Source organism: Janthinobacterium darwini (genome assembly GCF_051380905.1).
In the GTDB taxonomy this organism is placed as follows: domain Bacteria; phylum Pseudomonadota; class Gammaproteobacteria; order Burkholderiales; family Burkholderiaceae_D; genus Janthinobacterium.
The window spans coordinates 90,793-103,860 of the sequence record NZ_JBNYXX010000001.1 but is presented as its reverse complement, the minus strand read 5'-3'; the positions used below and the strand labels follow the sequence as shown (position 1 = coordinate 103,860).

Here is a 13,068-nt window from a genome sequence, read left to right as displayed (position 1 = left end):
CAATGCGCATTAATGTGACCACGATCACAAAATGGAAATAAATTTCTCTAAAACATTGGTTTTTTTCGATATTACTATTGGCAATATCAGTAGCAAAGAAAATTATTAATATTAATGCAACTATAGAGTAATCAACAAGGCTGCGAATAGATCAGGGGAAAATCCGCTTGTGACGTGCCATGCCCCAGGGAAACACTCAGCCATGTGACACCCATGCATGGAGGGGCAAGTGCGTGAGTCGCAACATAAAACACCCCGCAATGAAAAACCCCGAAAGTTGGCGTCCAACTTTCGGGGTTCGGTTCACATGCGCGGCATGCATAATCATGCCGCCGTATGCTGCTTATTGATTTTTAATGCGCCAAGACGTCCCGCCATTAATGGTTCGGCGGGCATCGATGCGCCCGTCAAAGATATACGCGGCGGTACCGCCCTTTTCATTGCTCAATACGCCATCGACATTCATATGGCCGGCGCGGCCGTTTGCATTCTCGCCGTACAGCCGGCCATCGGCCGACAGTGCGCCCTGCGCCTGGAACTTGAACGATTCATCCTTGCTGGTCAAATCGAAGGAGGTGGCAAAAGTCTTGCTACCGAAATTCACGTCCAGGCGGCCATTTGACAGGCTGGCGGTGGCCGTCGTCCGGTTGCCATAGCCGTAGTCGGTATACACATATGCATCGCTGGCGGCCATGCTGAACCCCACGCTGCCATTTTCGCGCGCCACGTATTCCTTGCCGGGCGTGCGGAACAGGGCGAAATTGCCTTTCACGGCCAGCAGTTCCGAGCGACTGCGCTCCTCGGTCAAGTCGATCATCGTGGGGGAAGGCCCAACGCTCTGCCAGCGCCCCCACAGGATACCGCTGTCCTTTTGCGGCACGATCACGGGCGGCACCACGGGTGGCAGCACTGGCGGCAGCACTGGATCAGGCTTGTGGCCCGAGTCGACCACCGGTGGCGGCGTCACGACGGGAGGCACAGGCTCCTGCGGCACGCGGGGAACCACAGCCTGGGCCAGGCTTTCGTTTTTCTTCGCATCCAGGTTCGGCTCGACCACGATGGCGGCAGGCGCATTATTCATGCCGCCGCTCTTGGCCAGCGGTTCATCGCTGCGCGGTGGAGCAATGTTGTCGGGGCCAACATTAGCACTCGACATCAATTGCGGCGCACCTTGGCCGCGCTGAATCTGCAGCAGCAGGCCACGCTGGCTGGCCGACAATTCGCGGCTGGCCATCCCCTCGCAAGGGCCGACGCCTTCCCGGCTGCAGGCGCCGGCAAAACCACTGACCACGATGCCGCCGGAAATGACGGCCACGCGCGAGGTGTCCTGGTCGGTAAAGACCGTGAAGTCGGTGCCGCGCACGCCAATCGCGGCCACCGGCGTGTTGAAACGGAAGTTCTGGCGCGCCAGCTTGACGGCGTCGCCCGACTTGCTGCGCGCAACGCCGCTCAGCAACTCCAGCTTGATGCGGGTGTTCTCGGGGGTCTTGGCGTCGATATGGTAAGTCACGATGCGCGCCCGGGTATTCGGGCGCAGGATGAACAGGCCATTGTCGAGCGTCTTGATATAGATAAAGCCATCCGCGCCGGTCGTCAGCAGCTCGCCTTCCTGCACGGCAGCGTCCTGCAGCGCCGGGCGGTCCACCACCTGCGCCATCCCGGCAACAAAGATGATCTTGCCCGCTTCCGCGGCGTGGGCTAGCTGCGCGCAAAGCGCAATGCTGGCTGTAACTAACAATTTACGCAACATGAGTTCTCCATTTTCCCCATTATCCGGCCTGCCGGGAATTAGATCAGTGATGAGGATCACATTTTATCGAATTCCCCAGGCCTGTGCCCGCAGTTACAATTTGTATCAACTGCTGCAACTGCTATGTGGCAGCGGACACAACACGATATACTTACTATTTATTCACTGCAAGTGTACCCGCACTTTCCCGGCCAGACGTGCTTGATCCCCGCCCACCTTCCCCTGCCATAAGACGCACCGCCCGCCCAGGCCTGGTCCGCTCGGCCATCGCCCTGCTGGCCATCCTGCTGACGATCTGGGCGCAATGGGGCAGCACACCCAGCGCCTCCGTGTTTGCCAACGAATGGGTGCGCGATGTTTTCGTGCGCCTGCAGGCCAGCAAGGCGCCCGAGCCGCGCATATTGGTGGTCGATATCGATGAGGCCAGCCTGGCCAAGCTGGGGCCATGGCCCTGGCCGCGCGACCGACTGGCCGAACTGGTCGAAACCTTGTTGACACATTACAGTGCGCGCGCAGTGGCGCTCGATATCGTCCTGCCCAAACCTTCGGAGGGCCAGGGCGACCAGCGCCTGGCACTCCTGGCCCAGCACGGCCCGCTGGTGCTGGCGCAGATGTTCGATTACAACTTTGGCCGTCCCGAGCCGGTGCGCGACGGCCAGCCAGCCGGCGCCAGCACCCGCTACCCCGGCGGCCAGGTGCAGGCTGCCGGCTACATCGCCAACCATGCAGGCCTGGCACAGGCTCGCCACGTCGGCAATATCGGCTTCATTCCGGACGCCGACGGCGCACTGCGCCGCGTGCCGCTGATGACCACCCTGGAAGGCCAGCACTACCCCGCACTGGCGCTGGCCATCGTCAACTGCTGCCAGGGCGGCGGCGCACTGGCGCTGCCGGACACCGGCCTGATGCGCGTAGCCTACAAGCGCGACTGGAGCGCCTACACCGTGGTGTCGGCCGCCGACATCCTCGACCAGGCGATCGATCCGGCCAGCGCCGCCGGCCGCCTGGTACTGGTGGGTTCCTCCTCGCTGGGCATAGGCGACCGCGTCATCACCCCCTTCCATGGCGACCGCCCCGGCCTCGGGGTACAGGCCGCCGCGCTTTCCACCTTGCTGGACCAGCAAGCCGGACTGGCGCCGGCGTCCTGGCCCGGTCGCCTGCTGGGCGTCCTGTTTGCCATTATCGTCACGCTGGGCGCCAGTTACGCCTTCCCGCGGCTGTCGGCAACCTGGAGCGTCGGCTTGCTGGGCGGCGCATCCGTGCTGTGGCTGGCGCTCGCGTATGTCATCAGCCCCCACGATCCGGACTTTTCAACCACCGGGCCGCTCGCCACGAATCTGTTCCTGCTGACGTTTGCCGTTCCCTACCATTGGCAGCTGAGCCAGCGCAAATCGCGCTACCTGCTCGATACCCTGCGACTCTACGTGGCGCCGAAAGTGGTCGAGCAGCTCATGCGCAGCGATGTGAAGGACCCGCTCAAACCGCGCCTGCTTGACGTGACCACCCTGATTGCCGACATGGAAGGCTACACCACCCACGTCGAATCGCTGCCGGTGGAAGAAGCGGCACGGCTGACGCGCGACTTTCTCGATTGCCTGACCGCTCCCGTGATCGACCAGCAAGGCACGCTGGACAAATACACCGGCGATGGCCTGGTGGCATTCTGGGGCGCACCCTTGCCGATCGAACACCACGCCGACCTGGCGCTGGACGCGGCGCACGAGATCCTGCGCCGCGTGGCAGGCCTGAGCGCCGAACGCTGCCTCAACGGACACCCGCCCCTGCGGGTGCGCATCGGCATCGAAAGCGGACGGGCCATGGCCGGCGATTTTGGCACCTCATTTCGCAGCATTTATACCGCGGTCGGCGACAGCGTCAACACCGCCTCGCGCCTGGAACAGGCGGCGCGCGACTTCAGCCATGACATCATCATCGGCACCGGCACGGTCGAGCGCGCACGGCGCCACCGTTTCATCGTGCTGGGTGAGCGCATATTGCGTGGCAAAGAAAAACCAATTACCTTATATACTCTTGATTTGAGCATGGCACCTGCCCTTCCCATACCCCCTGCCCCCCGTATTACCCAAGGCATCACGCCTGCCAGCAGCAGCAGCCTGGACGACGCAGCATGAGCCTTCGGCGCGGCGTACTGCCGTCCGTCCTGGCCTTGTTTTGCATGCTGCTTGCCGTCCCTGCAGTCGCGCAGGAGCCGCCGCCGGCCCACTCCGATCCGTATCAGGAAGCGCTGCAATCGCTGTCCGAGGGACGCAAGAATGATGCATTGAAGCAATTCCAACGTGCCATCGACGAAGAGCCGATGCACGCCGGCGCCATGCTTGAAATCGCGCTGATCCAGTGCAGCATGGGCAATATCAGCGAAGCAGAACGCCTGTTTCTGGAGATCGAACTGCGCTTCAGTCCGCCGCCCGGCATCATCGAACTGATCACCACGGAACGCCGTACCGGCTGCCACGGCAGGCCGGCGCTATCCTCGTCGTCGTTCATCTTCGGGCGCGGCTTCGACCAGAATGTTAACCAGGGCGCAACGAACCCCTATTACTCCAATGTGCAGGGCGAGTTGATGTTGCTGACCGATTTCCTGCCCAAGTCCGACCAGTACAGCTTGCTTGGCGCCGACTACATGCGCGAAATCACGCCCAACGGCAGCATCGGCTTCGCCCAGTTCCAGAGCCGCCGCAACGATACACTGCGGCAGTACGACAGCAATTCGCTGTACCTGGGCGTGGAGTCGCCCTACCGCCTCGGGAGCTGGACCGCCCGCAGCACGGCCATGCTCGGCCTCACTACCCTGGGCGGCAGCCTGTACCAGCGCCAGGCCCAGTTGCAGGCCCGCATCGTCCCGCCGCTGCCGCTGCCCGACAGCCTGCAGGTCACGCTGATGGGCGGCATCACGCATATCCAACACGTAACATTGGCCAACTTCGACGCCAACACCTTCGAGCTGCGCGGCCAGCTCAGCTACCGCAAAGACGATTTGTACGGCAACGCCAGCCTCGCTTATGTGCAGGACCGTGCGGTCAGCGACCGGCCGGGCGGCGACCGCCGCGGCATGGCGCTGAACCTGCTGGCGCGCCGCCTGCTGTGGGCCAGTTATATCGGCGAGATGGCATACGTCTACCAAAAGTGGGACAGCGAACTACCCTACGCGCCGGGCATGATCAATGAAGTGCGGCACCAGGCTACCCACGTCATGCGCGGCACGCTGATCTATCCGCTCGGCAAAAATCAGGCCCTGCAACTGGAAGCGCGCTTCGTGCGCAACAATAAGGATATTTCACTATTCCAGTACAACAACCGGCAACTGCAATTGAGCTACCAGTGGCAAAGTCCTTGAACGTATACAATCAGGCCTGTTCAACCTTTTGATCTGGAATGTAATGCACTGGGAATTGATGCTGTTCATCGCCATCGCTGCTGCCATGTCGGCAGGCTGCCTGGTGCCGAACCGCTGGCTGCCGCCTTTGCCTAACGATAAACTGATGCACTTCGCCGGCTTCGCCCTGCTCAGCGCGATTGCCGCGCGCATCGCCAGTGGACCGGGCGAAACGGCGCTGTGGCTGCTGGGCCTGCTCATCGCCGGCTGGCTCATCGAATGCCTGCAGGCGCTGGTACCGACCCGCGCCTTCTGCTGGAAAGACATACTGGCGAACACGGCCGGCATTGCCCTGGTGGCTTTCGTCGTCGCATGCAGCAGCCTGTTCGCGTAATGCGGCATGGCGCCTTGCGCCTGCGCCGCCCCTTTGATACCTGACACGACACCTATGACACTTCGGAAGCTGGATGCAAACGCACTGAACAATGAAGCAAGCGGCACTGCTGCGCCGGAAGAACAGCGCCACATTCAAATTCACCTGCGCAAGATCCCGCTGCTGGCCGAACTCAGCGAGGACGAAATCACGCTCGTCAAGAGCGAGGTGCGCATCCGCCACTATGCCAGGCGCGAAGTGGTGTTGCACAAGGGTGGCAGCGGCGATGGCCTGCTGTTCCTGCTGTCGGGCCAGCTACAAGTCATCGACGTGACCGAAGACGGGCGCGCGGTCGGCCTGCGCATGCTGGAGCCGGGCGACTTTTTCGGCGAAATCGCCCTGATCAACAATTCGACGCGTTCCGCCTCGGTGCTGGCGATGAGCCCGGTGCTGGTGGCCTTCCTGCCGGCGCCGACCGCGATGCACCTGTTTTCGCATTCGCCATCGGTGGCCAAGCAGATGCTGAAATACCTGGCGCAAAAAATCCAGCGCGACTCGGAATTTCGCGCGCTGCTGAGTATCAGCAACACGGCCAGGCGCATCTATGCCTACCTGGCACTGATGCAGACGACGCAGCCGGACGGCATCGTGGTGGAAAACCTGCCTACGCACCAGGACATTGCCAACATGATCAACACCAGCCGCGAAACGGTCACCCGCGCGCTGCTGATGCTGGTACAGCAAGGCATCGTGCAAAAAGAGGCGCACCGACTCTTCATCAAAGACCCCGAAGCCCTGAAAAAACTGGTGCAAGGAGGGTAATTTCTTTGCAAGAAGGTATTGCTCCGGTATTCGGGCCCTGGGGTGGGTACGGTATAATTCCGCTCTTATCAATTCTAGGGTGCTGCCTGCCGTAACGGTAGCGCAATTTTCTCCATGGTGACAGTTTTAGCGGCATTGCCGTCCAGCCGGCTGCGGGGCTGGGCATGATTCCCAGCACGATGCTGCGGGCCCTGTGGTCGTATCGCGGCTTCGTCATCGGCAGCGTAAAGCGTGAATTCCAGTCCAAATACCGTCAAGCGATGCTGGGTGCGGCCTGGACCGTACTGAGCCCACTGGCCCTGATCCTGGTGTACACCTTGATCTTCTCCCAGGTAATGCATAGCAGACTGCCCGGCGTCACCTCTGAATTTGGCTACAGCATCTATTTGTGCGCCGGCATCCTGACCTGGGGCCTGTTTTCCGAGATCGTCACGCGCGCCCAGAACATGTTCCTGGAGCACGCCAACCTGCTCAAGAAGATCAGTTTTCCGCGCATTTGCCTGCCCGTCATCGTGGTCCTCAATGCCGGCCTCAACTTTGTCATCATCTTCGCCCTGTTCGTCCTGTTCCTGATTTTCTCGGGTCAATTTCCAGGCTGGATTTTCATTGCCGTAGCGCCCGTGCTGCTGCTGCAGATCCTGTTTGCCATCGGCCTGGGCATGGTGCTGGGCGTGCTCAATGTATTCTTCCGCGACGTCGGCCAGTTTTTTGCGATCTTCATCCAGTTCTGGTTCTGGCTGACGCCTATCGTGTATCCGGCGTCTATCCTGCCACCGGAAATGCGCCATTACCTGGCCTGGAATCCGATGGCCGCGATCACCCAGGCTTACCAGACGATACTGGTGACAGGCCAGGCGCCCGATTGGGGCAGCCTGCTGCCTGCCGCCATCTGCGCCGTGCTGCTGTGCGTGCTGGGCATGCAATTATTCCGCAAACGTGCCGGAGAAATGGTGGATGAACTCTGATGGGCTCGATAAAAGTCAGTCACCTGGGCAAGGCCTACAAGCAATATCCCACGCGCTGGTCGCGCCTGGCCGAATGGCTGCTGCCGTTTCGCGGCCCGCGCCACCAGCTCAAGTGGATTTTACAAGACATTAATTTCCACGTTGCGCCGGGTGAAGCCGTCGGCCTGATCGGCATCAACGGCGCCGGCAAGAGCACGCTGCTGAAACTCATTACCGGCACCACCCAGCCGACCACCGGCAGCGTGACGATGCAGGGCCGCGTGGCGGCGCTGCTGGAACTGGGCATGGGTTTTCATCCGGACTTTACCGGTCGCCAGAACGTCTACATGGCCGGCCAGCTCCTGGGCATGTCGGTCGACGAGATCACCCGCTTGATGCCGGAGATCGAGGCCTTCGCCGAAATCGGCGACTATATCGACCAGCCGGTGCGGGTCTATTCCAGCGGCATGCAAATGCGGGTGGCGTTTTCCGTGGCCACCGCGCGCCGTCCTGATATTTTGATCGTGGACGAGGCCTTGTCGGTCGGCGATACGTATTTTCAGCACAAGAGCTTTGAGCGCATCCGTCAGTACCGGCGCCTGGGCACCACGCTGCTGCTGGTGTCGCACGACAAGCAAGCCATCCAGTCGGTATGCGACCGCGCCATCCTGCTCGATGGCGGACGGCTGGCGCGCGTGGGCAAGCCGGAAGAGATCATGGATTATTACAACGCCATGATCGCCGAGCGCGAGAACCAGACCGTGCGCGTCAATGAACGGGCCGACGGCAAGGTGCAGACCATTTCCGGCACTGGCGAGGCCAGCGTGGCCGATATCGCCCTGCTCGACGAGCATGGCGCGCGCGTCGAAGTGGTGGACGTCGGCAGCACCGTGACGCTGGAAGTGACGGTGCAGGCGCATGCCGATATCCCGCGCATGGTGCTGGGCTATATGATCAAGGACCGTTTGGGCCAGGCCATGTATGGCACGAATACCCACCTCAAGCAGATGCCGCTCGAAGAGGTCAAGGCCGGCGCGCGGCTGCGCTATTGCTTCGCGTTCGCGATGAACCTGGGGCCGGGCACGTATTCGGTCTCGACCGCCATCGTCAGCACCGACACCCACCTGGTCAACAACTATGAATGGCGCGACTTGGCGCTGGTATTTACCGTGATGAACATGCACCGGCCGCACTTCGAAGGTACGGCCTGGATAGACCCTACTGTCAATATCGTCCACCTATGACCTTCCTCACCTACGCTCAAAACTTCGAAGACGTGCTGCTGTGGCGCGCCCTGCAGCACGTCAAGAACGGCTTTTACATCGACGTTGGCGCCAACGACCCGGTGCTGCACTCCGTGACCAAGGCCTTTTATGACCATGGCTGGAGCGGCATCAACATCGAGCCGATGCCGTCCTACCACCAGGTGTTCGAACAGCAGCGTCCGCGCGACATCAACCTGGCCGTGGCGGCCGGCGCCGCAGCCGGCGAGATCACGCTGTTCGATGTGCCGGCCATGAACGGCTGGGCCTCGACCGACAGCGCCGTGGCGCGCGAGCATATCGCCGAAGGCTACGCCGTGGTGGAAACGGTGGTGCCGCTGCGCACCCTCAGCGATATCTGCGCCGAACACGTGCGCGGCACCATTCATTTCCTGAAAATCGATGTCGAAGGCTTCGAGGGCGAAGTGCTGCGCGGCTTCGACCTGCAACGCTGGCGCCCGTGGGTGCTGGTGATCGAGGCGACCCTGCCCGGCAGCCGCGTGAGCAACCACGCCGACTGGGAGGCACTGGTCACCGACCACGCTTACCATTACGCTTATTTCGATGGCTTGAACCGCTATTACGTGGCCGACGAACAGCGCGCCCTGCTCAACGTGCTCAATCTGCAGGCCAATGTCTTCGATGACTTCATCAGCTATCACCTGGACGCGGCCTGGAAGGAAAATACCCGCATTACCACGGTGGCGCAGCAGGCCCAGCTTGCAACAGCCGAGGCGGTGGCGCTGCGCGCGCAAGCCGAGCAGCAAGCGGCCGCGGCAATCCAGGCACAGCTCAGCGCGGGCAGCGCCATTGCCTCGCTTGGCCAGGCAGTCAATACGCTCGAGAGCGTGCTGTCACAGGCGCAGCAGCGCCTGGAGACAAGCGAACGCGAGGCTGAGCAGCTGAAGGCCCGTGTCGCCGCCTACCAGCAAATGGAACAGTGGGCCAACGGCCTGCAACAGCGTTTGGTGCAGATCGAAACGAGCTTGACCTGGCGCGCCATACTGTCCCTGCGCCACGTGACGCAACTGCCGCGCAAGCTGTATGCGCGCGGCCGTAACGGCGCCCGCCTGGTGCTGCGCCGCATCAGCAGCAATGAAAAAGCGCGGCGCTTGCTGATGCCGCTCAAGAAGCGTTTCCCCGCTGTCACCGAGCGCTTGATGCAAATCAGCCGCCAGCAGGCCTCGCCGCAAGTAAAAGTACCGACCCAGGCTGCCCATCTGGCCGTTCCAGCCGAACTGGCAGCACTGCCGCTGTCGGTGCGCGCCGTGCTGGCCGACTTGGCCTCGGCCATGCACTCTTCTTCACGATAATTCATTATGCGTCTCGTCATCGATTTGCAAGCCTGCCAGGACGGCAGCCATACCCTTCCATCCAGCCCGGCAGCGCAAGCGCTGGCCCAGGCGCAGGAACTGGCCCGCAGTGCCGGCACGCACGAGGTCTGGATCGTGCTGCAGGCAGGCCAGCCTGACCAGCTGGAACAATTGCGCGCCGCGTTCAGCGGCCTGTTGCCCTCCGGACAGGTGCGCACTTACGATGTGCCGCTGACGAAAGATGCCACGCCGTGGCAGCGCCGCGCAGCCGAACTGGTGCGCGACAATTTCCTGCTTGGGCTGGCCCCCGACCTGGTCTATACACCAGCCCTGTTCGAGTCCGACAGCGGCACGCCGGTGTGCGCGGCGCGTCCGCTGGCCGGCCTGCGGACCGTCTTCAGCCTGGAATCGGACACGCTGCTGGCCGCACCGAAGAACGCCAATGCGGCGCAGCTCGAATCCTGGCAGCGCCTGCAGACCAGTTTGCGCACAGCCGACTTGTTGCTCGCAGCCACGCCGGCACTGGCCCAGCGCTTGCAGACGGCTTGCGACAAGCAGCCGCAGCAGCTTGCAGTGCTGCCCGCCACGCCACAGCTATGGCAGTTGTTTGACGCCGTCGCCGCACAACCCTCGCCTGCCGAAGCTGCCACGCGCCGGCCGCGCCTGGCCTACCTGTCGCCACTGCCGCCGGAACGCTCCGGCATCGCCGACTACAGCGCCGACGTCATTCCGGCGCTGGCGCAATACTATGACATCGAACTGATTGCGGAACAGGACAGTATCAGTGACATAGCCCTGAGTGCCAACTTCCCGCTGCGCACCCCCACCTGGTTCGACGAGCACGCCCACGAATTCGACCGTATCGTCTACCACTTCGGCAACAATCACATGCATCGCTACATGTTCGACATGCTGCAGCGGCATCCGGGCGTGGTGATCCTGCATGACTTTTATCTGTCGGGCGTGGTCGACCAGATGGAGCGCGGCGGCTATCAGGACAGCGCCTTTTTCCAGGCGCTGTACCAGTCGCACGGCTACAAGGGCTTGCTGGAACAGCAGCGCCTGGGACGCAACGATACGATCTGGGCCTTTCCAACCAACAAGGCGGTACTCGACCAGGCCGCCGGCGTCATCGTCCATTCCGCGTTCGCCTGCCAACTGGCGGCACGCTGGTATGGCGCCGACTACCCTGCCCAATGGCGCACGGCGCCGCTGCCGCGCCGTCCGCTGGCACAACAGATAGGCGCCAGCGCTGCCGAACGCCGCGCTGCGGCGCGCAGCCGCCTGGGGCTGGGCCCGAACGACTTCGTCGTATCAACTTTCGGCATGCTGGGGGCGACCAAACTCAATGCGGAATTGATCGCGGCTTTCGAAGCGTCGCCGCTGGGCAGCGACGCGCATTGCCGCCTGCTGTTCGTGGGGCAGAACGCCAGCACCGATTACGGCTACGATATCGAACGGCAGATCGCCAGCAGCCCCGCCCGCGAACGCATCGGCATCACCGGTTTCGTCAGCGCCGAGCAGTATGCGGACTACGCCGCCGCTACCGACATCGCGGTCCAGTTGCGCAGCATGACGCGCGGCGAAACCTCGGCAGCCATCCTCGACTGCATGCTCTACGGCGCGCCGACTATCATCAACGCCCACGGCGCCGGCGCCGAGCTGCCCGACAGCGCACTGTTAAAGCTGCCGGACGCCTGTAGCGTGGCCGAGCTGAGCGCTGCGCTGACGCTGCTGCACGGCGATCCCGCCCTGCGCCAGCGCCTGGGCGAAGCCGCCGCCGGACTGATACGTAGCGACCATTCGCCGGCCGCCGCCGCACATTGCTACCACGAGGCGATAGAACATTTTGCCACGCAGCATACGCGCAGCCGCTACCGCGCGCTGACCCTGGCGCTGGCGCGCGTGGCCACACCTGCGCCGGGCCCGGCGGAGCTGCTGTCCGCCGCCCGGGCGATTGCCTACAATCAAGCACCGACGGCGCCGCGACAGCTCTTCGTCGACGTCTCCGCGCTGATGGATACCGACTTGAAAACGGGCATCCAGCGCGTGGTGCGCAGCGTGTTGCAAGTCTTGATCGATCAGCCGCCGCCCGGTTACCGCGTCGAGCCCGTGTATGGCAATGGCGGTAATCGCCCATATCGCTATGCGCGCCGCTTCACGCTGGAGCTGCTCGGCGTCAGCGAGTTGCAAATGGAGGATGCGCCGATCGAGGCCCGCCACGGCGATATCTTCCTCGGACTCGACCTGTTTACCAATGGCACGTCGCAGAATCGCCAGTTATTGCTCGACATGCGCAAGCGCGGCATCGCCGTGTATTTCGTGGTGTATGACATTTTGCCGATGCTGCGGCCGGAATGGTTCCCGCACGGCACCGAGGATTATTTCGGCATTTACCTGGACACCGTGACGCACGCCGCCAATGGCATTATCTGCATTTCGCGCGCCGTGGCCGACGAGTTGGCGGCCTGGACGGCAACGCGCCCGCAGCTCCGCCGCGCGCCGCTGCAGCTCGGCTATTTCCATCTGGGCGCCGACATCGATGCCAGCAAGCCCAGCTTTGGCCTGCCGCCGAATGCCGACCACGTATTTGCCAGCGTGGCGGCGCGCCCCAGCGTGCTGATGGTCGGCACGCTCGAACCGCGCAAGGGACACGCCCTGGCCCTGGCCGCCTTCGACCTGCTGTGGGAACAGGGCGAGCAAGTCAATCTGGTGATCGTCGGTAAGGAAGGCTGGATGGTCGACGCCCTGGCGCAGCGCCTGAAGCAGCATCCCCAGCGCGAACAACATCTGTTCTGGCTGCCCGGCGTGTCCGACGAAATGTTGCAGCGCCTGTACAAGGAAGCCTCCGGCCTGCTGGCGGCGTCCGAGGGTGAAGGTTTTGGCCTGCCGCTGATCGAAGCCGCACAGCAAGGCATTCCCATCCTGGCGCGCGACTTGCCCGTGTTCCGCGAAGTGGCGCAGGGACATGCCAGCTATTTTACGGCGGCGACACCGGCCGAACTGGCGGCCACCCTGCACCAGTGGCTTGCTGCACTACAAGCAGGCACGGCGCCGGATTCACGCGCCTTGCCCTGGCTGACCTGGAACGACAGCGCCCAGCAACTGCTGGACGTGGTGCTGCAGCAGCAATGGTATAAGGAGTTGCCAGGCGGCAGCGATACCACGCACTAGCGCTATGGTGCAGCCAATTGCGATTATACTTTCTCATTTAACAATATAAGCGTTCGGCTCCTGGCATCTCCGCCAGGCCGGCGCTCATTGCAAAGC

General features: G+C 62.6%; 9 protein-coding genes. 8 read left to right on the top strand and 1 reads right to left on the bottom strand.

Going from position 1 to position 13,068, the window contains the following annotated elements:
- Nucleotides 1–343: 343 nt before the first annotated feature.
- Nucleotides 344–1,750: a FecR family protein gene (locus ACQ4WZ_RS00475; RefSeq protein ID WP_436572318.1), complete on the bottom strand. Its 1,407-nt coding sequence runs from the start codon at nucleotides 1,748–1,750 to the stop codon at nucleotides 344–346.
- A gap of 197 nt (nucleotides 1,751–1,947) precedes the next feature.
- Here ACQ4WZ_RS00475 and ACQ4WZ_RS00470 point away from each other — a divergent pair, with 197 nt between their 5' ends.
- The 8 genes from ACQ4WZ_RS00470 to ACQ4WZ_RS00435 all read left to right on the top strand — a co-directional run bounded on the left by ACQ4WZ_RS00470 (nucleotide 1,948) and on the right by ACQ4WZ_RS00435 (nucleotide 12,972).
- Nucleotides 1,948–3,882 (top strand): CHASE2 domain-containing protein, encoded by a 1,935-nt coding sequence (locus tag ACQ4WZ_RS00470; RefSeq protein ID WP_436572317.1) that lies wholly within the window; start codon nucleotides 1,948–1,950, stop codon nucleotides 3,880–3,882.
- Entirely contained in the window at nucleotides 3,879–5,105 is a 1,227-nt protein-coding gene (locus tag ACQ4WZ_RS00465; protein WP_436572316.1) for a tetratricopeptide repeat protein, read from the top strand. The genes ACQ4WZ_RS00470 and ACQ4WZ_RS00465 overlap by 4 nt, the downstream gene beginning before the upstream one ends.
- A 43-nt stretch (nucleotides 5,106–5,148) precedes the next feature.
- Nucleotides 5,149–5,478, top strand: coding sequence for a VanZ family protein (locus tag ACQ4WZ_RS00460; protein WP_436572315.1), 330 nt, complete (start codon nucleotides 5,149–5,151; stop codon nucleotides 5,476–5,478).
- Between the two features lie 54 nt (nucleotides 5,479–5,532).
- On the top strand, nucleotides 5,533–6,279 hold the full coding sequence (locus ACQ4WZ_RS00455) for a Crp/Fnr family transcriptional regulator (protein WP_133989521.1): 747 nt from the start codon (nucleotides 5,533–5,535) through the stop codon (nucleotides 6,277–6,279).
- A 164-nt stretch (nucleotides 6,280–6,443) separates the two neighbouring features.
- Nucleotides 6,444–7,244, top strand: a complete 801-nt coding sequence (locus tag ACQ4WZ_RS00450) for an ABC transporter permease (RefSeq protein ID WP_101482582.1) — start codon at nucleotides 6,444–6,446, stop codon at nucleotides 7,242–7,244.
- On the top strand, nucleotides 7,244–8,467 hold the full coding sequence (locus ACQ4WZ_RS00445) for an ABC transporter ATP-binding protein (RefSeq protein ID WP_436572314.1): 1,224 nt from the start codon (nucleotides 7,244–7,246) through the stop codon (nucleotides 8,465–8,467). Before ACQ4WZ_RS00450 ends, ACQ4WZ_RS00445 begins: the two co-directional genes overlap by 1 nt.
- Complete coding sequence (locus ACQ4WZ_RS00440) at nucleotides 8,464–9,798, top strand: FkbM family methyltransferase (RefSeq protein WP_436572313.1); 1,335 nt, start codon at nucleotides 8,464–8,466, stop codon at nucleotides 9,796–9,798. The genes ACQ4WZ_RS00445 and ACQ4WZ_RS00440 overlap by 4 nt, the downstream gene beginning before the upstream one ends.
- Before the next feature lie 6 nt (nucleotides 9,799–9,804).
- Nucleotides 9,805–12,972, top strand: coding sequence for a glycosyltransferase (locus ACQ4WZ_RS00435; RefSeq protein WP_436572312.1), 3,168 nt, complete (start codon nucleotides 9,805–9,807; stop codon nucleotides 12,970–12,972).
- Nucleotides 12,973–13,068: the final 96 nt, after the last annotated feature.